Below are 20,752 nucleotides of genomic sequence, written 5' to 3'. Positions count from 1 at the left end.
ACACGGCGGGGCCGCGGGGGTGCGGCCCCGCGGCCCCACCTCTTTTTGCTGTCTGGGAGAAGTGTGAAGTCTCCTGTGTTTCAGTGCTTTGCAAAACTACCGAATCGAACTGGGGCCGGTTGGTCCAAATCCCTCAGGAGTTGGCGACTTTGGGGAGCGGGCTGTCGAGGTGATCGGCGGCGACGAGACGGCCGTCGAGGAACGAGAGCACCCAAGTGCTCGCCTTACGGTTGCGTGCAGAGGGCAGTGTTACACCGGCCGTATCAGCCCACCAGCGCATCAAATCGGGGATGACGCCTCCTTGGCTGCAGATCACTGGAGTGCCCTCCAGTGCGGCGATCTGCAGCGCACGTGCCCGAGCGGCGTCGGGATCGGCCTCGTAACCTTCTTCGGTCAGAAGAGGTTCCGTCGAAATCTCGACACCCAATGCCTCCGCCAACGGCATTACGGTGTCGATGCAGCGCGTACGGTCAGCCGCGAAAACCGAATCGGCTCCGAAGATTTTCAGCTGTTCGACCAAGGCGGCGGATTGCTCTTTGCCCTTGGCGTCGAGTGGACGCAAATTGTCGTCGCCCTTGTACCGCTTACGGCTTCCAGCCTTTGCGTGGCGGACGAGTAATACCGTTTTCGTGTCAGGCCGAATGGAAACGAAGCGGCGAAGAATCATTCGATCCATCGGGTAGGAAAGATGATCGGCGACCTCGGCGACCGGAAGCCAATAGAGAACATCTACTTCGTTATTCGGCCCGAAATCTCCGTCTACTGCTTCGGCCGACCAGTATTCGACTCGTTTGAGTTTGCGATGTCCCGGGATCGGGTACGTCACGCCACCGAGGTGCCTTCCGAAACGTCCGGTGATCGAGGTCTCTTCGCGGACCTCGCGAACTGCTGCGGTCAAGAAGGTCTCGCCTGGATCGAGCTTTCCTTTGGGGAATGACCAGTCGTCGTACTTCGGTCGATGTACGACGGCGATCTCGATGGCGGAAGGATCCTGGGGAGCCTTCCGCCACAGAACCGCGCCTGCGGCAAAGATGTTGGCTTTGACCGGCTTGTCGCTCATGGTGTGATCCGAGCCCGTCAAGACCCGCTGGCGGTGCGGCTGCGCATCAACGACTGTTGATGCTCACGTACGTCCTCACCGCGTTCGGGTGCAGCGACCCAACTGCCGTCCGGATGCAGTACCCAGCAGCGAGTTCGCGGATCGAGCGCGGAATCGAAGATGTCACCGAGTTGCTTCGACAGTTTCGGATCCTTGACCTGCACCATGACCTCGACGCGGCGATCGAGGTTGCGGTGCATCATGTCTGCGCTGCCGATCCAGAATTCGTCGGCCGAGCGGAAATGGAACATTCGCGAGTGTTCGAGGAACCGCCCGAGAATGGAACGTACTTCGATGTTTTCGCTGAGGCCCGGAACACCCGGCTTGAGCGCGCAGATTCCGCGGACCACGATCTCGACGGGGATACCGGCCTTGGACGCGCGGTACAACGCGTCGATGACCTGCTCGTCGACCAATGCGTTGGCTTTCAAGCGGATACCGGCATCGCGGCCTGCAAGCTTGTGAGCGATCTCGTTGTCGATCCGCTCGATGATCCCGCGGCGAACCCCGTACGGCGCAACGAGAAGGTTGCGGTAGCTCGTCTTTCGGGAGTATCCGGTCAGCGAGTTGAAGAGGTCGGTGAGGTCAGCACCGATCTCCGGTGCTGCGGTGAGCAATCCGACGTCCTCGTACATGCGCGCGGTCTTCGGGTTGTAGTTGCCGGTGCCGATGTGGCAGTAGCGACGAATTGTCGAACCTTCGCGCCTGACGACGAGGCAGGTCTTGCAGTGAGTCTTGAGACCGACGAGACCGTAGACGACGTGAACGCCGGCCTGCTCGAGTTTGCGTGCCCACTTGATGTTGGCTTGCTCGTCGAAGCGCGCCTTGATCTCGACGAGGGCAACAACTTGCTTGCCGGCCTCGGCGGCGTCGATCAGTGCGTTGACGATGGGGGAGTCGCCCGAAGTTCGGTACAGGGTCTGCTTGATCGCGAGCACCTGCGGGTCGGCCGCGGCCTGTTCGATGAAGCGTTGAACGCTGGTGGAAAACGAGTCGTAAGGGTGGTGGACGAGCACGTCGCCCTCGCGCAGGGTCGAGAACACACTCTTCGGTGTCTCACGCTCGCCGAACGCCGGATGCGTCGCCGGGACGAACGGAGCGTCCTTGAGCGCCGGGCGATCGACGGCGTAAACCTGCCAGAGGCAGGACAAGTCGAGGAGCCCGGAAACCTCGATCACGTCAGCCGGATCGACGTCGAGTTCACGCAGAAGCAGTTCGAGCATGTGCTCGGTCATGTCGTCGGCAACTTCGAGGCGAACGGGCGAACCGAAACGACGACGCGCCAATTCACGTTCGAGTGCCTGCAGCAGATCCTCGTCCCGATCCTCTTCGACCTCGAAATCGGCGTTGCGTGTGATTCGGAAGGCGTGATGTTCGACGATTTCCATTCCGGGGAACAGCACGTCCAGATGAGCCGAAATCAGTTCTTCCATCGGGAGGAACGAATCGATGGTGGACGAAGACGTCGTGCTCTTGACTCGCACGAACCGGCCGACGTTGTCGGGAACCTTGACGCGAGCGAAGTGTTCGCCGCGGGTGACGGAGTCCTTCACTGTCACGGCGAGGTTGAGGCTCAGTCCGCTGATGTAGGGGAACGGGTGGGCGTGATCGACTGCCAACGGCGTCAGTACCGGGAAGACCTGCTCGTGGAAATGCGCCGAGAGCCGGCCGTGATCGTCGGCGCTGAGGTCGGCCCATCGAACAATTGAAATGCCTTCTGCCGCCAGGGCAGGGCGGACCGAGTCGAGAAACACGTGTGCGTGCTTGTCGGCGAGTTCCTGGGTGCGACGCGCAATGAGCGCCAATTGTTCGCGTGGGGAGAGGCCGTCGGCGGACCTGACCGACAGTCCCGTCTCGTCGCGGCGCTTGAGTCCGGCGACCCGGACCATGAAAAATTCGTCGAGATTGGAAGCGAAGATGGCGAGGAACTTTGCGCGTTCGAGCAACGGCAGTGACTCGTCGGCAGCCAATGCGAGAACACGGGCATTGAAATCGAGCCAGCTGAGTTCGCGGTTTAGGTAACGATCCTCGGGAAGTCCGACGAGCAATTCGGGTAGCTCTGCCTTGGTAGCTGCAGGGGGAGCGCCCGGGATGTTGGTGGCGACCGCGACGGCCTGAGATCGCGGCGAGGTGGCCGCGCCGTTCTCGTGCCGGCCGGAGCTGTGGTCTCCGTCCGACTGGTCTTCGGAAATACGGTTTTCGAGTGCTTCGCCATTGCTCACTCGTCGATCATCCCCCACAATCGCGCGGTCCGACAATCGATGAAAGAAAATTCATCGACTGTTCGACGGCGTGGCCTTGAGTCTGGTCAACGAAGCCAATGTCGCGGGGCCTACTCCCAGTGCGCGCACGGTGTCGAGATCGGCGTGGGTGTCGACGTCGGTGCGCAGTCCCGGCCATTGGCCGTTGAGTGGACGAGCACCTGAATTAGCATGCCCCCGTGCGGATTCCGGACCGAATCGGGGGTCGAGCGCACTCTCGCCGCACGCAAACAATGCGGAAGTGCCGGTGCCGTGGTGATCGACGACGACTGAACGTCCACCGCTTCGGGCGGCGGCCACGGCCTCCGTCAGTTCGCTCGGTCGCATCGCGGGCAAGTCGGCTTGCAGCACAACGAGGTCGACCACTCCGCGTTTGGCTCGGATATCGGCGGCCGCTGCACTCAACGCTGCGTTGAGGGTTTCCTCCGCGCGCGGTGAGGCGCCGTTGGTCAGCGAGATGTGGGGAGCTGGATCGGCGTAGACCGTCACGCCGACGGAATACGCAAGAGCGGCAACGGTCGGGTCTGGGGTGACCACCGTGACGGTGTCGATGGCAGAGACGGCGGCAACGGTCGCGAGGGTGTCGTGAAGCATGGCCAACACGAGGTCTGCACGCGCGTCCGCGTCGAGTTCGCCCGCGAGCCGGGACTTGGCCGATCTCAAGGACTTGACGGCCACTATCGCATGCATGGGGCGTTCGATCTCCGTGCGCGCATGCGGTGTCTCCACGACGTGTGGGTACGGGGGTTCCGCGCTGTCCATCCCTCGATCTTGCCAGTCATCACGCTCGGTGTCCGCGGCTGCCCACCGCAGTGCACCACAGGCGATACTCTGTGCAGACGATTTTTCTGGCGGCGACCCGCTTCGCCGGGTAGACGGGGTGAGCGTGTGAGTAAGGCAGCTGTATTGGGCGCAGGTTCGTGGGGAACAGCGTTGGCCAAGGTGATGGCCGAGGCCGGAACCGACGTGACGATGTGGGCCAGGCGTGAAGAGGTCGCGAAGCGCATCGACACCACACACGAGAACAGCGACTATCTGCCAGGCATTGCTTTGCCTTCGTCGATTCGCGCGACCCACCACCACGAGGAGGCAATGGCAGGCGCTGACTTCATCGTGCTGGCGGTTCCCTCGCAGTCGCTACGGGGAAACCTGGAGCAGTGGAAAGGCTCGATCGGACCCGATGCGACTCTGCTGAGTCTGGCCAAGGGAATCGAGACCGGGACGCTCATGCGCATGAGCCAGGTCATCGTGTCGGTGACCGGCGTGGAACCGGGGCGCGTCGCGGTGCTCTCGGGCCCGAATCTTGCACACGAGATCGCCAGCGGGCAGCCCGCGGCCACGGTGATCGCCTGCTCGGATTCCTCGCGTGCCCTCGCTCTCCAGGACGCTTGCGCTACCGGCTATTTCAGGCCGTACACCAACTCCGACGTCATCGGTTGCGAGATCGGTGGCGCGTGCAAGAACGTGATCGCGCTGGCCTGCGGCATGGCCGCCGGTAGTGGATTCGGCGACAACACGGTTGCCAGCATCATCACCCGTGGTCTCGCCGAGACGATTCGGCTCGGTGTCGCGCTCGGCGCCAAGGCGTCGACGCTTGCAGGCTTGGCGGGCGTCGGTGACCTGGTCGCGACCTGCACGTCCGAGTTGTCGCGAAACCGGACGTTCGGAGAGCGACTCGGACGGGGCGGGTCGATGGAATCGGCACAGAAGGCAACCAACGGTCAGGTCGCCGAGGGTGTGAAGTCGTGCACGTCGGTACGCGCACTCGCTGCCGGCTACGACGTGGAGATGCCGTTGACCGACGCGGTCCATCGGGTGTGCCACGAAGGCATGGCCGTCAGCGATGCGATCGGTCAGTTGCTCGGACGCCGGACGAAGCCGGAATGAGTGAAATTAATGTGAGTGATTTCGAGGGTTACGGGGATTCGACGCGCAGTGTGAGCGCCGTTGCGCGCGAACACGCTGCGGGTCAGCCCATGCAGCTGGGTCCGATATTTGCTGCGCCGTACCAACTTTCGGTGGACGAAGGCTCCGAGTCCGATACCTATGCTCGAGCGTCGAACCCGGGTTGGCGCGGACTCGAATCGGCGCTCGCGGCGCTCGAAGGAGCGGACCACGCACTCGTCATGGGGTCGGGGATGTCTGCGATCACCGCGACCTTGCGCAGCGTGCTCGTCGCCGGGGATACCGTCGTCGTGCCCTCGGACGGGTACTACCAGGTGCGGTTGTACGCGAACGAACGGTTGGCGCCGTTGGGAATCACCGTTCGCGAAGTCTCGACCCTGCAGATGGGCGACGCGAGCTTCGCGGATCTGCTCGACGCGTCACCGGGTCGCGTGGTCGTCGTCGCCGAGACGCCGTCCAACCCGGTGCTGGACGTGGTCGACCTTCGCGTGCTCGCCGACGTGTGTCACCGATCGGGCGCGCTGCTGATCGTCGACAACACGACTGCAACACCGCTGGGGCAGCGCCCGCTCGAATTGGGTGCCGACGTCGTGGTGGCCAGCGGTACCAAGGCACTCAGCGGGCACAGTGACCTCCTGATGGGTTACGTCGCTACTTGCGATGCGGCGGTGAGTCAGCTGATCGAGCGTGAGCGACTTCTTTCGGGAACAGTGCTCGGCCCCTTCGAGACGTGGCTTGCGCACCGGAGTCTCGGCACGGCAGGCCTGCGATTCGGGCGTCAGTGCGACAACGCGCTGGCCCTGGCAGAGATGTTGGCTGGACACAAAGCGGTCCGGTCCGTTCGTTATCCCGGCCTTCGCGGTGACCCGTCCTACACAACGGCATCCGGTCAGATGAAACGATTCGGCGGATTGGTGAGCGTCGAGTTGGATTCGGCTCAAGCATTCCACTCGTTCGTCGAAGCGAGCAATCTCGTCACGGCCGCCACCAGCTTCGGTGGGATCCACACGACGGCGGATCGTCGTGCGCGCTGGGGCGATCCGGTCAGTGCGGGTTTTGTCCGAATCGCTTGTGGCATCGAGGACACCGCCGATCTCCTGGCCGACATCGAGCGCGCGCTCGACGCGTGAGCGGACCACGTCGATGATTTCCGGCCCGGCCCGATCGCGTGCCGAAGTCGATTCGGCGGTACGGTTTGACGCGTGAACAGCAGCCGTACCCGCGTGGCCGTGATCTTCGGTGGCCGGAGCAATGAGCATTCAGTGTCCTGTGTTTCCGCCGGAAGCGTCCTGAGCAACCTCGACCCTGATCGGTACGACGTCGTACCGATCGGCATCACAGTCGACGGTTCCTGGGTCCTCGGGTCGAGCGACCCCAGCTCCCTCGCGATCAGCGGGCGCGCGTTGCCGTCGGTCGACAAAGACGGAACGTCGGTGGTCCTCAGCGCGGACCCCACCCGCGAGGGCGAGGTCATCTCCTTCGACGGCTCCGACGCCGGTGCTGTGCTCGCGTCGGTCGACGTCGTTTTCCCCGTTCTGCATGGGGCTTACGGCGAAGACGGCACCATTCAGGGATTGCTCGAACTTGCCGGGGTTCCGTATGTCGGACCCGGAGTCCTGGCCAGCGCCGCCGGCATGGACAAAGAGTTCACGAAGAAGCTTCTTGCCGCTGAAGGGCTTCCCGTCGGAGTGCAGGTCGTGCTTCGACCGGGAATCGCAACGCTGACCGAAGAGCAGAAGGCGGAGTTGGGCCTTCCCGTGTTCGTGAAGCCCGCTCGTGGAGGCTCGTCTATCGGCATCACCCGGGTGAGCAATTGGGACGGTCTGGACGGGGCGATCGCTCATGCGCGCCTGCACGATCCCAAGGTGATCGTCGAAGGCGCGATCATCGGCCGTGAGGTGGAATGCGGCGTCCTCGAATTCCCGAACGGTGACGTCAAGGCCAGCGTGGTCGCCGAGATCCGGATGCCGGATGCCGACACCGATTCGGACGCGTTTTACGACTTCGACACCAAGTACCTCGACGACGTCTGCGAATTCGACATCCCCGCAAAACTCGACGAGTCGGTGAGCGACCAGATCAGGGAGCTTGCAGTCCGCGCGTTCAAGGCACTCGATTGCCAGGGACTCTCGCGGGTCGATTTCTTCGTCACGGCTGACGGCCCGGTGATCAACGAGATCAACACGATGCCCGGGTTCACTTCCATCTCGATGTATCCGAAGATGTGGAACGCCACCGGAATCGATTACCGCACTTTGATTTCGACACTGGTCGACACCGCCATCGCTCGCGGTACCGGACTTCGCTGATCAGGGAACCGCGACCGGCGCCGGGTCGAGGGGCTTCTGTTCGAGAGTCGCCGTGATGGTGTCGGAGATCTCCTGAATCGGCGTCGGGCCGGTCCCGTCGGGGATCGTGATACCGATGTACTCACCGCGGTCTACGGCAAACCAAGTGCTCGCAGCCAGACCGACGTCGGTTCCCGAGACCTGGAACCATTGGACACCGTTCACAACCTGTAGTGCTGCAGCCTGGTCGAACTCGGTCGGACGGTCGAGCCCGCAGCGCAACACGATCGGCTCACCTTCGCTGCGCTGCCAAGCTGCCGCTCCAGCCGGAGCAGGGTCAACCAACTCGGCTTTCGTGAAGTCGTCGATCTTGTCGGGGAGCGCACCGAGGAGGGAAACGCAGGCCTCCGACTCCGCTGCCGGTGCCGGTACGGGTCCCAGCGCTACCGGCGAGAGTTCAGGGTTGTTTCCTGCGACGACGGCCGCGATCACCACTCCGACGATCAGGGCTACCGGGAGCGCGATGGCGGTGGCGATCAGCGCCGGACTGCGGCGCTCGGTCGGATCGTCGTCGCTATCGGGGTCGATGTCGGCGTTGTCTGCGGTGGAGGTGTTTTCTGCCATGCTCAGTTCTTCGCTCGGGTCCTGGTCCAGTCGATCAGCGGTCTCGTCACTTCGCAGGGCACGTCGGTGAATCGGTAGGATTGCCGACACACGCGTGAGCTTGCAGAAGCATTCACGACCACAGCTAGAAGGTACCGCAGGCCGCTTACGAGCGAATTGCGTCGGCATTGGAGACACTCATCGCATCATCGGGGTTCGGGTCAGAGCACACTGTCGAGCAGGTGGGGGAGTTCGACGTGATCGCGCGATCTCTGGTCGGCCGAATCCAACCGGTCACCACCGAATTGGGGCCGGGCGACGATGCCGCGATCGTGACGTCCGGAGACGGCCGTGTGGTTGTCTCGTCCGACATGCTGGTCGAAGGTCGGCATTTCCGAATGGATTGGTCTTCGCCACGCGACATCGGCCGAAAGGCAGTGGCACAGAACGCTGCGGACGTCGTCTCGATGGGAGCGCGGCCGACGGCATTCACCGTGTCTCTGGGGTGCCCGCCTTCGACTCCGGTCGACGTGATCGACGCAATCTCCGCGGGAATCTGGGACGCGGCAACTGATCTGGGGGCCGGCGTGGTCGGCGGTGACCTGGTCCAGTCGCCGGTAGTCGTGGTGTCGGTGACCGTGCTCGGCGATCTCGGTGGCCGTCCGGCAGTTCTGCGTTCGGGAGCAAAGATCGGTGACAAGATCGCGGTCGCCGGGTTGTTCGGTTGCTCGGCAGCAGGGTTGGCACTACTGCTCGACGAAGCCGTATTGCTCGACGAATCCGAAAGCTTTCCAGATCTGCTTGCCGCTCATCGTGTTCCGAATCCGCCGTATCAATCGGCATGGGACGCCGCAGAATCAGCACATTCCATGACGGACGTATCCGACGGATTGATCGCGGACCTTCGACATCTCGCAGAGGCCTCGCACGTGCGGTTCGACATCGTCTCGGCCGCGGTTCCCACCTCACTCGATGTCGCATCGGCGGCCGAGGCGCTCGACGTCGATCCGCTGGACTGGATCCTCTCCGGTGGTGAAGATCACGGATTTGCAGCAACTTTCGGGCCTGAGGTCGAAATTCCGTCGGGTTGGACTGTGATCGGTTCGGTTGCGGCCGGTTCCGGCGTGAGCGTCGACGGTGCACTTCGCGAGAGCGGCGGGGGATGGCACAGCTTTTCGACCACCGGCACCACCGCGGTATAGGTTGCTTTCATGGCTGTATATGCACTTGGAGACAGAGTTCCGGACATTCATCCGGACGCATACGTTCACCCGGACGCGGTGGTGATCGGCGCCGTGACTCTCGCGGCGGGCACCTCGATCTGGCCGCAGGCGGTATTGCGTGGTGACTACGGAACCATTTCGGTGGGAACCGGATCCAACATCCAGGACGGAACTGTCATCCATTGCACCGCCATCGATGCGACTGTCATCGGTTCCGGTTGCGTGGTGGGCCACAACGCGCACATCGAGGGGTCGACCATCGAGGACCACTGCCTGATCGCATCGGGCTCCGTGGTTCTCAACGGAACGGTGATCGGGACGGGGTCGATCGTCGCCGCGGGTGCGGTGGTGGCCAACAAGATGCAGGTTCCCCCGCGCAGCATGGCACTCGGTGTGCCCGCCAAGGTCCGTGCGGGATACGAAGTTCCGCTCGGCCACCTCGACGGAAACGTCAAGATGTACGCAGCCAACGCGGCGTACTACCGCGACGCGTTGCGCAGGCTCGACTGATGGCGCCGCTTGCAGAGATCGTCGATCCAGGGTGGGCGCAGGCACTCGAACCGGTCTCGGAGCAGATCTCCGCGATGGGTAAGTTCTTGCGCGAAGAGATCGCTGCGGGACGGGAGTATCTGCCTGCGGGAGAGAACGTCTTGCGTGCATTCACGAATCCGTTCGACGACGTTCGGGTGCTCATCGTCGGTCAAGACCCTTATCCGACGCCCGGTCATGCTGTCGGGTTGAGCTTTTCGGTTGCCCCGGACGTGCGGCCGGTTCCACGAAGCCTCGGCAACATCTACAAGGAGTATCACCAGGATCTCGGGTTGCCGATACCGCCGAACGGCGATCTGACGCCGTGGTCGAAACAAGGTGTGCTGCTTCTCAATCGCGTACTCACCGTGCAGCCGGGTCAAGCCGCTTCTCATCGCAAGAAGGGCTGGGAGGCGGTGACCGAGCAGGCCATTCGCGCTCTGGTGGCGCGGTCGTCACCGATGGTGGCGATCTTGTGGGGTCGTGACGCGGCCACTCTCGCGCCGATGCTGGGCGACACACCGATCATCGAATCAGCGCACCCGTCACCGCTTTCGGCTTCGCGCGGGTTCTTCGGTTCGCGCCCGTTCAGTCGTGCGAACGAACTCTTGACCGGACTCGGAGCTGACCCGGTGGACTGGAATCTGGGCTGATCGATCAGCGTCTGCACTCACCCGGCATGCCGAACGTCGTGACACGACATTCGGCATGCCAGCTGACTAGGCCTGCTTTGCGGAAGTGAAATCGGGGCGACGCTTGTCGACGAATGCGTCGACACCCTCGCGCCCGATCGGGCTGTTCGCCGCGAGGGCGATGGACGCAGCCTCGGCGTCGAGTTGCTCGGCGAGCGAGTTCGTCTGTGACGAACGCAGCAGCGCTTTGATTCCCGAGTACGACGTGCTCGGCCCGTTGGCCAAGGCGCGTGCGAGGCGAGCTGCCTCTTCCTGGACCTCGTCGTCGCCGACGAGTCGGGTGAGGATCCCCAGCCGGACGGCTTCGTCGCCACCGATCACCGAATCGTTGAGAAGAATCTCGCGAGCGCGTGCCACGCCGACGATGCGGGGGAGTGTCCACGACATTCCGCCGTCCGGGGTGAAACCGATGGAGGGGTACGCGGGGCGGAGCTTGGTGCCGGTGCCGCCGATTGCGACGTCGGCGAGGCAGACCAGGCTCATTCCGGCGCCGGCAGCCCATCCGTGGACCCCGGCCACCACTGGAGCGGTCGCGGCGTCGAGCGCGCGAACGAACACGTGGAAGACACGGGCAACCTCGGCGACGTACTCGCCGCGGTCAGGGGCTGCGGCGAACGCACGGACGTTGCCGCCGGCACAGAAGTTTGCGCCTTCGCCGACCAGAAGGATGCTCCCGATGTCGTTTCCGACTGTCTCGAGCGCCTGCGCGCCCTGAACCAGTCCTTCGTCGTCGAGGGAGGTGCCGTTGGCGGCGGTGGAAATGGTGATGCGGAGTACGCCCTCGTCGAGGGTCACTTTGCTCAGGTCATCGATAGAAGTCACTCAACGCACATTACGGGTGCCGGACAACCATACGAAACACGGGGACACATAGATACAGACACATAGAAACAGCTCTGCCCCCGTCACCGAAGTGACGGGGGCAGAGCCTGCAATAGTTTGTGCTCGGGCAATCAGCCCCGAGCGACCTTGCCTGCCTTCAGGCAGGAGGTGCACACGTTGACCTTACGGGTGTTACCCGGGGCAACCTCGGTACGAACAGACTGAATGTTCGGGTTCCAGCGACGATTGGTACGCCGGTGCGAGTGCGAGACCGACTTACCGAAGCCGGGCCCCTTGGCGCATACGTCGCAGACGGCAGCCATAGTCGCGAACTCCTTGTTAGAAATGAATATTGAAGTGGTTACCCTACACGGTAGGGCAGCCAGAATTACAATCCGAATATACTCGACTTCGAACCGATCCTTGACCGCTCACTGTGCAGTCGAACGTGAAAACAGTCAATCAGCAACAAACAAAGTGCAGCATTATTTCGTGTAGCCCGTTCGAGGCAACCGTGTAAGAGTAACCGCTTCCGGCCCGAATGGCCAAACCGCCCGGTAATGACGGTTGCGCAGAAGCGTCGGACTACCCTCGACTGCACCGATCACCGATCTCTTTTTCATCGTCAGTCTTTCCATCGTCTGTCTGTCCATCGTGGAGGGGAACCGTCAGTGGGGGAAGTGCAACGCGTCGCCGAAGAAGCGGAATCCGTCGCGGACGGACATCTGCTGCGGCGCTGGGCCCGCCGGGCGGTCGACAGCCTCCAGAAACGTCGCGGTGAGATCAACAGCCTCAACGTCTTTCCCATCCCTGATTCGGATACCGGCACCAACCTGTTGTTCACGATGCGGGCCGCGCTCGATTCCGCCGAGACGATCGAGGACGACGTCCGCAGTGCCGGCCGCGTCGCGAACGCGCTGGCTCGGGGCGCGGTGTCCGGTGCACGGGGTAATTCCGGAGTGATCCTCTCCCAGGTGATCCGGGGTATCGCGGAGAGCGTTCAAGGCGAGCACATCGACGGCCGGAGCTTTGCGAACTCACTGACCACGGCGACGGGACTGGCTTCTCGGGCTGTCTCCGATCTGGTGGAAGGCACCATCGTCACGGTTCTGCGCGCGTCGGGTGAGGCAGCGCAGGAGTGCGTCGACACCAAGACGCCGAGCGGCGAGGACCTTGCTTCCGTGGTTGCCGCCGCTGCCGATGCGGCTGCGATCGCGCTGAACAAGACCCCGGAGCAACTGGACGTTCTGGCGTCGGCCGGGGTGGTCGATGCCGGGGGATTCGGTCTGGTTCTGATCCTCGACGCTTTTGTCGAGGTGGTGACCGGGAAGTCGCAGGTTCGCGAGGATCTGGGGACGCCGGACCCGAGGTCGAGCGCAGTTGTCGACGTCAGCGCATTCGATCACGATTGGGCTCACAAGAGCCCGATCGAATGTGGTGATCACTCGGAACAGGATTTCGAGGTCATGTACCTCGTCGACGACTCGGACGACGATCGCATGACGGCGCTGCGCACGCGGCTGTCCGTCCTCGGAGATTCGACGGTCATCGTCAGCGACGGCTTCGGTGGCTGGTCGGTGCACGTGCATTGCTGCGATGCCGGTGCAGCCGTCGAAGCCGGCCTCGAAGCCGGGAAGGTCCACGGTATTCGCATCAGCAGTTTTCTCGTCGACGAACGCGACCAGTTGGTGGCACGGGCGGAGAGGCGATTCCCGGGTGCCGGTGCCCGCGGCGTTCTGGCCGTCGTTGCCGGTGAGAGTGCGGCGGCGTTGTTCGAGAGTGAGGGTGCGACGGTTCTTCGGTGCGACGACGCGCCGGTGACACGTGCGCAACTGCTCGGCCGCATTCGTCAGATGGAGCGAAGTGAAGTTCTGGTGCTGCCGAACGGAGCCTTGACGGCTCAGGAACTGGTCGCAGTCAGTGCCGCTGCACGCGATCCGCTTCACCAGGTTCTGCTGCTGTCGACATCGTCGATGGTTCAGGGCTTGGCCGCACTTGCCGTTCACGACGCTCAACGCAACGTCGCCGACGACGGCTTCACGATGTCCGAGGCGGCGGCTGCGACGCGCTGGGGATCATTGCGAATTGCGGTCGAGCGTTCGCTGACGTACGTCGGGACGTGTGATCCGGGTGACGCGATCGGTCTGATGGGGCACGAGGTGGTGCTCATCGGTCCCGACGTCGCGGAGTCGAGTGCGCGACTGGTCGACCTCGCGCTCGGATCCGGTGGCGAACTCGTGACCCTACTCATGGGCGCCGACGCGCCGGACGACCTGGCCGGGCAGCTCGAGGCGCACGTCATCGCGCACCATCCGGGCGTCGACGTGCTCGTCTATCAGGGTGATCAGCCGGGTGACCTGTTCCAGTTGGGTGTGGAGTGATCGAACCGGGTCTGTCGGTGACTACTGATATACGAACACATGTGCTTACCGCGACACTGTGCTGGAGGAACTGATGGCGACGCTCGCCGACCCACTCGATCGGCTGCTGGGAAAGAAGACCGCGGACGCGCTCGACGAGGCATTCGAGATTCGGACGGTCGAGGACCTGCTGCGTCACTACCCACACCGGTACGCGTCGGCAGGCAAGGAACTTGCCGAGAAGGAGCCGCCCGAAGGTGAGCACATCACCATCATCGCGCGGGTGGCGTCGGCGGCGGTCGTGAAGATGAAGAACCGTCCGGGGCAGATGTTGCGAGTATCGCTCGCGACTGATTCGCAGACCGTCGACGTCACGTTCTTCAACCCGCAGAAGGTGCGGCACGTCATCAAGCCCGGCGTGCGCGCGATGTTCTCCGGGACGGTGAAGTACTTCCGCGGCAAGTGGTCTCTCACCCACCCGAGCTACCTGATTCTCCCGGAACCTCGTGTCGGCGAGGAGGATTCGGTAGTGCCCCTCGCATCCATCAAGGGGGCCGGTGACCTTGCCGGTCTGGCTCGCGCAAACCAGGATCCCGGCGCCGAACTCGATCTGTCCGTCTTCGACCGCGCATTGATCCCGCTGTACCCGGCGACCCGCGAGGTCGAGAGCTGGACCATCATGCGGTGCGTGCGGCAAGTGCTCGATCAACTCGATCCGATCGAGGAGCCGTTGCCCGCCGAGACTCGGGCCGAGCACGGATTCATCGGTTTGGACGAGGCACTGCGCACCGTTCACCTCCCGGATACCAAGGAGGACATCGAACGATCTCAAGATCGTCTGCGTTTCGACGAGGCGCTGTCTCTGCAGTTGGTTCTCGCGATGCGTCGTCACGACAATTCCGAGCGTGTGGCGCCGGCCTGCGCTCCGGTTGCCGGCGGGATCGCGGATCAGTTCGAGGAGATGCTCCCGTTCACTCTGACGGAGGGACAGCAAGCAGTCGCGGAGGAGATCTCCAGCGACCTCGCCCGCCCACACCCGATGAGCAGGCTTCTTCAGGGCGAGGTCGGGTCAGGCAAGACCATCGTGGCTCTGCGCGCGATGCTGCAGGTCGTCGACGCCGGTTATCAGTGCGCGTTGCTCGCACCGACCGAGGTCCTGGCAAATCAGCACGCGCGATCACTGCGCAAGATGATGGGCCCGCTGGCCGCAGGCGGTGAACTCGGTTCGGCCGAACATTCCACCCGTATCGCCCTTCTGACCGGCTCGCTGCCGGTCGCTGCGAAGCGCGCAGCGCTGCTCGAAGCCGTGACCGGCGACGCCGGGATCGTCATCGGTACCCATGCGCTCATCCAGGACAACGTGGAGTTCTTCAACCTCGGCATGGTTGTCGTCGACGAGCAGCACCGCTTCGGCGTCGAGCAACGTGATCAGTTGCGATCACGAGCGCGTGAAGGTCTGAGTCCGCATCTGCTGGTGATGACGGCAACGCCGATTCCGCGAACCATCGCCATGACGGTGCTCGGCGACCTCGAGGTCTCGACCCTGCGGGAACTACCGCGTGGGCGAACCCCGATCAAGAGCAGCGTCGTGCCCGCGAAACAGAAGCCGCAGTGGGTGGATCGCGCATGGGAACGAATCCGTGAGGACGTTGCCGCTGGTCGTCAGGCGTATGTCGTGTGCTCACGCATCGGCGACGGTGAGCAGGGTGCAGGTGAGGACCAGTTCACCGAGGAGAAGCAGCCCGAGACCAAGTCGGCGGTCGACGTCTTCGAAGAGCTGTCGAGTGGCCCGCTGGCCGATCTGCGAGTCGGGTTGCTGCACGGTCGACTGCCTTCCGACGAAAAAGACGTCGTGATGAGCGCGTTCAACGTCGGTGACATCGACGTCCTCGTCTGTACGACTGTCGTCGAAGTCGGTGTGGACGTTCCGAATGCGACGGTGATGGTGATCGTCGACGCCGAGCGGTTCGGCGTCAGTCAGCTCCACCAACTACGTGGACGAGTCGGTCGAGGCAAGCACCAGGGACTGTGCATCCTCGTCACCGGAAGCAATCCCGGCGGACCGGCGTACGAGCGGCTCTCGGCGGTGGCAGCGACCAACGACGGGTTCGAACTGGCGCAACTCGACCTCGCGACCAGACGTGAAGGAGACATCCTCGGTGCGGCGCAGTCGGGCACAACCTCGAATCTGAGACTGCTTTCCCTCATGGCCCACGGAGACATCCTCGAGTCCGCCAGGGAGTTCGCTCAGGGAATCGTCGACTCCGATCCGTCGCTCGAGGATCATCCCGCCCTCGCTTCCATGGTGACCGCTGCCCTGGACTCCGACCGGATCGAGTACCTCGAGAAGTCGTGACGGGTATGACGACAAGCTGAAATCGAATAGCACGAGGACCACCGGGTTGGTTTCTCGATTCAGTCCGAAATATGAGACTCCGCATGTAGACGCAAGATGAAATCGGGGTAGTTTTCTCGAATGTTCTCCAAAGTGCTCGTCGCGAACCGCGGCGAAATTGCGATCCGTGCCTTCCGCGCCGCCTACGAACTAGGTGCCGGAACCGTCGCGGTGTTCCCGTACGAGGATCGGAACTCGATCCACCGTCTCAAGGCAGACGAGAGCTACCAGATCGGGGAGAAGGGTCACCCCGTTCGGGCGTATCTCTCAGTCGAGGAAATCGTCGCCGCCGCCAAGAGTGCCGGAGCCGACGCCATCTACCCCGGTTACGGCTTCCTTTCCGAGAACCCGGATCTGTCGGCGGCGTGCGCCGAGGCAGGCATCAAGTTCGTCGGCCCGTCCGCCGAGATCCTCGAGTTGACCGGTAACAAGGCTCGGGCCATCGCAGCGGCAAAGGCCGCCGGTCTCCCCGTGCTCGCGTCCTCGGAGCCGTCAGCGGACATCGACGAGTTGCTCGCGGCCGCCGAGGACATGACCTTCCCGATCTTCGTCAAGGCCGTTGCAGGCGGCGGTGGACGCGGAATGCGTCGCGTTGCGGAGCGCTCACAGCTCAAGGAATCGATCGAAGCCGCAGCGCGCGAAGCGGAATCGGCCTTCGGCGATTCGACGGTCTTCCTCGAGCAGGCCGTCATCGACCCCCGGCACATCGAAGTGCAGATCCTCGCCGACGAGCAGGGCAACGTCATCCACCTCTTCGAGCGTGACTGCTCGCTGCAGCGTCGCCACCAGAAGGTGATCGAGCTTGCTCCGGCGCCCAATCTCTCGGAAGAGTTGCGCGCCAAGATCTGTGCCGACGCCGTCGCCTTCGCGAAGGAGATCGGGTACACGTGCGCGGGCACCGTCGAGTTCCTCCTCGACAAGCGCGGCAATCACGTCTTCATCGAGATGAACCCGCGAATTCAGGTGGAGCACACCGTCACCGAAGAAGTGACGGACGTGGATCTGGTCCAGTCGCAGCTCAAGATCGCGTCCGGTTCTACGCTTGAAGAACTTGGTCTGTCACAGGACACGATCAAGCTTCGCGGCGCGGCGCTGCAGTGCCGCATCACCACGGAGGATCCGGCCAACGGATTCCGCCCGGACACGGGCCGCATCACCGCGTACCGCACCCCGGGCGGAGCCGGTATCCGCCTGGACGGCGGCGCCACGCTCGGAGCCGAGGTCGGCGCGTACTTCGACTCGATGCTGGTCAAGCTCACCTGCCGTGGTCGTGACCTCGAAGCCGCTGTCGCGAGGGCTCGCCGCGCGGTCACCGAGTTCCGCATTCGTGGCGTCTCGACCAACATCCCGTTCCTGCAGGCGGTTCTCGACGACCCGGACTTCCGTGCCGGACGTGTGACGACCTCCTTCATCGAGGAACGTCCTCAGTTGCTGACTCTGCGTTCTTCGGCAGACCGCGGCACGAAGATCCTGACCTACCTCGCGGATGTGACGGTCAACAAGCCTCACGGTGAGCGGCCCTCGGCGGTGTACCCGCAGGACAAGCTGCCCAAGATCGATCTTTCGACGCCTCCTCCTGCCGGTAGCCGTCAGCGACTGCTCGAACTCGGACCCGAAGGTTTCGCGAAGGCACTGCGTGAGCAGAAGGCCGTCGGCGTCACCGACACCACCTTCCGTGACGCGCACCAGTCGTTGTTGGCCACGCGAGTTCGGACCAGCGGACTGCTCGGAGTAGCCGGGCACGTTGCGCGGTTGACGCCGGAACTGCTCTCGATCGAAGCCTGGGGCGGCGCGACCTATGATGTGGGACTTCGCTTCCTGCACGAGGATCCGTGGTACCGGCTCGCCGCACTCCGCGAGGCGATCCCGAACATCTGCCTTCAGATGCTTCTTCGCGGCCGAAACACCGTGGGCTACACGCCGTATCCCGAAAAGGTCACGCGCGCATTCGTTCAGGAAGCCACCGACACCGGTATCGACATCTTCCGAATCTTCGACGCGCTCAACAACGTCGACCAGATGCGGCCTGCCATCGACGCGGTGCGTGAGACCGGAACGGCCCTCGCCGAGGTGGCGCTGAGCTACACCGGTGATCTGTCGGATCCGAACGAAACTCTGTACACGCTCGACTACTACCTGAAGTTGGCCGAAGAGATCGTCGATGCCGGCGCTCACGTGCTCGCGATCAAGGACATGGCAGGCCTGCTGCGCGCGCCGGCAGCTACCAAGCTGGTGACGGCGCTACGCAGCAACTTCGATCTGCCGGTTCACGTTCACACGCACGACACTCCCGGTGGACAGCTGGCCACGTACTTCGCAGCGTGGCAGGCGGGCGCCGACGCAGTCGACGGTGCTTCCGCGGCACTGGCCGGAACCACCAGCCAGCCTGCGCTCTCGGCCATCGTCGCCGCTGCCGCGCACTCCGAGTTCGACACCGGACTGAACCTGCAGAACGTGTGCGACCTCGAGCCGTACTGGGAGGCGCTGCGAAAGGTGTACGCGCCGTTCGAATCCGGACTGCCGGCGCCGACGGGTCGCGTGTACACGCACGAGATTCCGGGCGGCCAGCTCTCCAACCTCCGGACCCAGGCCGTTGCTCTCGGTCTCGGCGACCGGTTCGAAGAGGTCGAAGCCAAGTACGCCGACGCAGACCGCATGCTCGGGCATCTCGTGAAGGTGACGCCGTCGTCTAAGGTCGTCGGCGACCTCGCGCTCCATCTTGTCGGTGCCGGCGTGCCTTCGGAGGAGTTCGCCGCAGATCCGGCGAAGTTCGACATTCCCGACTCCGTGGTGGGCTTCCTGCGCGGTGAACTCGGTACGCCTCCCGGTGGTTGGCCGGAACCGTTCCGCAGCAAGGCACTCGAAGGACGTGGCCAGGCCAAGCCGGAAGCGACGTTGTCCGCTGAGGACGAGGTGCTGCTAGAGGGCTCGTCGAAGGACCGTCAGGCGACGCTGAACCGTCTGCTGTTCCCCGGCCCGACAAAGGAATTCCTCGAACACCGCGAGAAGTACGGTGACACGTCGCGGCTTTCGGCAAACCAGTTCTTCTACGGTTTGCGGCGCGGCGACGAGCACCGGGTCGAGTTGGCTCCCGGCGTGGAGCTGATCATCGGTCTCGAGGCGATCTCCGAGCCCGACGAGCGCGGCTACCGCACTGTCATGTGCATCCTGAACGGCCAGCTGCGCCCGGTCTCGATCCGCGATCGCTCCATTGCCAGTGACGTACCGGTGGCGGAGAAGGCCGACAAGAACAACCCGGGCCACGTGGCTGCACCGTTCGCGGGCGTCGTGACGCTCGCGGTCAAGGAAGGCCAGAAGATCGAGGCCGGCGACACCGTGGCCACGATCGAAGCGATGAAGATGGAAGCGGCGATCACCTCGCCGCGCGCCGGCGTCGTCTCGCGGATCGCGATCAGCGCCGTCCAACAGGTCGAGGGCGGAGACCTGCTGGTAGTCGTCTCGACGGGGGAGAGCGCCGCAGAGTGACACGCATCATCTCGGGACTCGCGGGCGGTCGACGCCTGCGAGTCCCGCCGAGCGGCACCCGTCCGACGTCGGATCGGGTTCGTGAGGCGCTGTTCAGTGCTCTCGAAGCGCGCATCGATCTCGAAGGGTGCGCGGTTCTCGACCTCTTTGCGGGTTCGGGTGCTCTCGGCCTCGAGGCGCTCTCGCGGGGAGCCGAGCACGTCGTTCTCGTGGAATCCGATGCCAAGGCTGCTGCCGTCATCAAGGCGAACATCGGCACTGTCGCGTTGCCGGGGGCGACGGTTCGCGCCGCTCCGGTTGCGGCCGTGGTCTCGGGTCCGAGCGCGCGTGAATACGACATCGTGATCGCGGACCCGCCGTATGCGGTAACCGACGAGGCCGTCGTGTCCATGCTCGCTGATCTGCAGGCCAACAAATGGGTGGGGGAGGGCACGATCGTGGTACTCGAACGATCGTCGCGCTCGCCGGAGACCGTGTGGCCTCAGGGCTACGAGCCGATCAAGGCCAAGAACTACGGTGAAGCCCGCATCGAGCTGGCCACCTGCTACGGTCTGGACTCATGACTGGCGCCGTCTGCCCCGGATCCTTCGACCCTGTGACCAACGGTCACCTCGACGTAATCGGAAGAGTTGCTGCGCAATTCGACGAGGTCGTGGTCACCGTGCTGATCAACAAGAGCAAGCGTGGCATGTTCACGATCGACGAGCGGATCGAGATGCTCGAAGACGCGACGAGCCACCTGCCCAACGTTCGCGTCACGTCGTGGCACGGATTGTTGGTCGACTACGCGAAACAAGAAGGACTCAGCGCGATCGTCAAGGGTCTGCGCGGCGCGAACGACTTCGATTACGAGCTGCAGATGGCTCAGATGAATCAGAAGCTCACGGGCGTCGACACGCTCTTCGTTGCCACGAACCCGACCTACAGCTACCTGTCGAGTTCTCTGGTGAAGGAAGTTGCGACCTTCGGCGGCGACGTCTCCGACATGCTCCCGGCCAAGGTGCATTCTCGGCTACTCGCGCGTATCGCCGAACGAGCAGCCGAAAACAGCTGATCCCCGACACACCGACCACGACGACACCCCGTTGGC

At 63.6% G+C, this 20,752-nt stretch carries 17 protein-coding genes; 11 read left to right on the top strand and 6 right to left on the bottom strand.

The features are described 5' to 3' along the window. Positions 1 to 133: 133 nt before the first annotated feature. From R4P70_RS15855 to cofC, 3 genes are read right to left on the bottom strand one after another with little or no spacing between them, the layout of a single operon-like run. Positions 134 to 1,060, bottom strand: a complete 927-nt coding sequence (locus tag R4P70_RS15855; RefSeq protein ID WP_019747939.1) for a bifunctional NUDIX hydrolase/histidine phosphatase family protein — start codon at positions 1,058 to 1,060, stop codon at positions 134 to 136. A gap of 17 nt (positions 1,061 to 1,077) precedes the next feature. Continuing rightward, positions 1,078 to 3,321, bottom strand: a complete 2,244-nt coding sequence (locus tag R4P70_RS15850; RefSeq protein ID WP_003942685.1) for an RNA degradosome polyphosphate kinase — start codon at positions 3,319 to 3,321, stop codon at positions 1,078 to 1,080. 51 nt (positions 3,322 to 3,372) lie between these two features. Beyond that, complete coding sequence (gene cofC / locus R4P70_RS15845; RefSeq protein ID WP_024487353.1) at positions 3,373 to 4,122, bottom strand: 2-phospho-L-lactate guanylyltransferase; 750 nt, start codon at positions 4,120 to 4,122, stop codon at positions 3,373 to 3,375. A 126-nt stretch (positions 4,123 to 4,248) separates the two neighbouring features. Between cofC and R4P70_RS15840 the strand changes: the two genes are divergently transcribed. The 3 genes from R4P70_RS15840 to R4P70_RS15830 all read left to right on the top strand — a co-directional run bounded on the left by R4P70_RS15840 (position 4,249) and on the right by R4P70_RS15830 (position 7,574). After that, entirely contained in the window at positions 4,249 to 5,247 is a 999-nt protein-coding gene (locus R4P70_RS15840; RefSeq protein WP_019747941.1) for an NAD(P)H-dependent glycerol-3-phosphate dehydrogenase, read from the top strand. Next, complete coding sequence (locus R4P70_RS15835; RefSeq protein ID WP_317830995.1) at positions 5,244 to 6,395, top strand: cystathionine gamma-lyase; 1,152 nt, start codon at positions 5,244 to 5,246, stop codon at positions 6,393 to 6,395. The genes R4P70_RS15840 and R4P70_RS15835 overlap by 4 nt, the downstream gene beginning before the upstream one ends. A 72-nt stretch (positions 6,396 to 6,467) precedes the next feature. Further along, positions 6,468 to 7,574, top strand: coding sequence for a D-alanine--D-alanine ligase family protein (locus R4P70_RS15830; protein ID WP_020907268.1), 1,107 nt, complete (start codon positions 6,468 to 6,470; stop codon positions 7,572 to 7,574). Here the strand turns inward: R4P70_RS15830 and R4P70_RS15825 are convergent, their stop codons facing one another. Next, positions 7,575 to 8,267: a DUF3515 domain-containing protein gene (locus tag R4P70_RS15825; RefSeq protein ID WP_020907269.1), complete on the bottom strand. Its 693-nt coding sequence runs from the start codon at positions 8,265 to 8,267 to the stop codon at positions 7,575 to 7,577. An 89-nt stretch (positions 8,268 to 8,356) separates the two neighbouring features. On the opposite strand from R4P70_RS15825, the gene R4P70_RS15820 reads away from it, so the two are divergent. The 3 genes from R4P70_RS15820 to R4P70_RS15810 are packed head-to-tail and all read left to right on the top strand — an operon-like array spanning position 8,357 to position 10,560. Further along, a complete protein-coding gene (locus tag R4P70_RS15820; RefSeq protein ID WP_081328976.1) occupies positions 8,357 to 9,358 on the top strand; it encodes a thiamine-phosphate kinase in 1,002 nt (333 codons plus the stop codon). Between the two features lie 9 nt (positions 9,359 to 9,367). Beyond that, complete coding sequence (locus R4P70_RS15815) at positions 9,368 to 9,889, top strand: gamma carbonic anhydrase family protein (protein WP_020969320.1); 522 nt, start codon at positions 9,368 to 9,370, stop codon at positions 9,887 to 9,889. Next, a complete protein-coding gene (locus R4P70_RS15810; RefSeq protein ID WP_317830994.1) occupies positions 9,889 to 10,560 on the top strand; it encodes a uracil-DNA glycosylase in 672 nt (223 codons plus the stop codon). The genes R4P70_RS15815 and R4P70_RS15810 overlap by 1 nt, the downstream gene beginning before the upstream one ends. Before the next feature lie 66 nt (positions 10,561 to 10,626). On the opposite strand, the gene R4P70_RS15805 is transcribed toward R4P70_RS15810, so the two are convergent. Continuing rightward, a complete protein-coding gene (locus tag R4P70_RS15805) occupies positions 10,627 to 11,421 on the bottom strand; it encodes an enoyl-CoA hydratase-related protein (protein ID WP_317830993.1) in 795 nt (264 codons plus the stop codon). Positions 11,422 to 11,552: 131 nt separating this feature from the next. Continuing rightward, the gene (gene rpmB / locus R4P70_RS15800; protein ID WP_003942669.1) at positions 11,553 to 11,744 is read right to left on the bottom strand and encodes a 50S ribosomal protein L28; all 192 of its coding nucleotides are present in this window, start codon (positions 11,742 to 11,744) and stop codon (positions 11,553 to 11,555) included. 348 nt (positions 11,745 to 12,092) lie between these two features. Between rpmB and R4P70_RS15795 the strand changes: the two genes are divergently transcribed. From R4P70_RS15795 to coaD, 5 genes are all read left to right on the top strand, one after another. After that, positions 12,093 to 13,802 (top strand): DAK2 domain-containing protein, encoded by a 1,710-nt coding sequence (locus tag R4P70_RS15795; protein ID WP_020907273.1) that lies wholly within the window; start codon positions 12,093 to 12,095, stop codon positions 13,800 to 13,802. Between the two features lie 73 nt (positions 13,803 to 13,875). After that, positions 13,876 to 16,137 carry an ATP-dependent DNA helicase RecG gene (gene recG, locus R4P70_RS15790; protein WP_029255116.1) on the top strand — a complete coding sequence of 754 codons (2,262 nt, stop codon included), beginning with the start codon at positions 13,876 to 13,878 and terminating at the stop codon, positions 16,135 to 16,137. Between the two features lie 120 nt (positions 16,138 to 16,257). After that, a complete protein-coding gene (locus R4P70_RS15785) occupies positions 16,258 to 19,662 on the top strand; it encodes a pyruvate carboxylase (RefSeq protein ID WP_020969323.1) in 3,405 nt (1,134 codons plus the stop codon). Further along, on the top strand, positions 19,659 to 20,225 hold the full coding sequence (gene rsmD, locus R4P70_RS15780) for a 16S rRNA (guanine(966)-N(2))-methyltransferase RsmD (protein ID WP_003942746.1): 567 nt from the start codon (positions 19,659 to 19,661) through the stop codon (positions 20,223 to 20,225). Before R4P70_RS15785 ends, rsmD begins: the two co-directional genes overlap by 4 nt. Continuing rightward, positions 20,222 to 20,716 carry a pantetheine-phosphate adenylyltransferase gene (coaD, locus tag R4P70_RS15775; protein WP_003942776.1) on the top strand — a complete coding sequence of 165 codons (495 nt, stop codon included), beginning with the start codon at positions 20,222 to 20,224 and terminating at the stop codon, positions 20,714 to 20,716. The genes rsmD and coaD overlap by 4 nt, the downstream gene beginning before the upstream one ends. Positions 20,717 to 20,752 lie beyond the last annotated feature (36 nt).

Source organism: Rhodococcus sp. IEGM 1241, from assembly GCF_033142365.1.
GTDB classification, from domain to species: Bacteria; Actinomycetota; Actinomycetes; order Mycobacteriales; family Mycobacteriaceae; genus Rhodococcus_F; species Rhodococcus_F erythropolis.
Note: the sequence above shows the minus strand (reverse complement) of the source record. Positions and strands in the feature narration are given on the sequence as shown.

Excerpts from the sequence above, each read along its gene's own strand:
- R4P70_RS15810 (WP_317830994.1), top strand. The coding sequence starts at position 9,889 with ATGGCGCCGCTTGCAGAGATCGTCGATCCAGGGTGGGCGCAGGCACTC.
- R4P70_RS15855 (WP_019747939.1), bottom strand. The coding sequence starts at position 1,060 with ATGAGCGACAAGCCGGTCAAAGCCAACATCTTTGCCGCAGGCGCGGTT.
- R4P70_RS15785 (WP_020969323.1), top strand. The coding sequence starts at position 16,258 with ATGTTCTCCAAAGTGCTCGTCGCGAACCGCGGCGAAATTGCGATCCGT.
- cofC (WP_024487353.1), bottom strand. The coding sequence starts at position 4,122 with ATGGACAGCGCGGAACCCCCGTACCCACACGTCGTGGAGACACCGCAT.
- rpmB (WP_003942669.1), bottom strand. The coding sequence starts at position 11,744 with ATGGCTGCCGTCTGCGACGTATGCGCCAAGGGGCCCGGCTTCGGTAAG.
- R4P70_RS15815 (WP_020969320.1), top strand. The coding sequence starts at position 9,368 with ATGGCTGTATATGCACTTGGAGACAGAGTTCCGGACATTCATCCGGAC.
- recG (WP_029255116.1), top strand. The coding sequence starts at position 13,876 with ATGGCGACGCTCGCCGACCCACTCGATCGGCTGCTGGGAAAGAAGACC.
- R4P70_RS15835 (WP_317830995.1), top strand. The coding sequence starts at position 5,244 with ATGAGTGAAATTAATGTGAGTGATTTCGAGGGTTACGGGGATTCGACG.
- coaD (WP_003942776.1), top strand. The coding sequence starts at position 20,222 with ATGACTGGCGCCGTCTGCCCCGGATCCTTCGACCCTGTGACCAACGGT.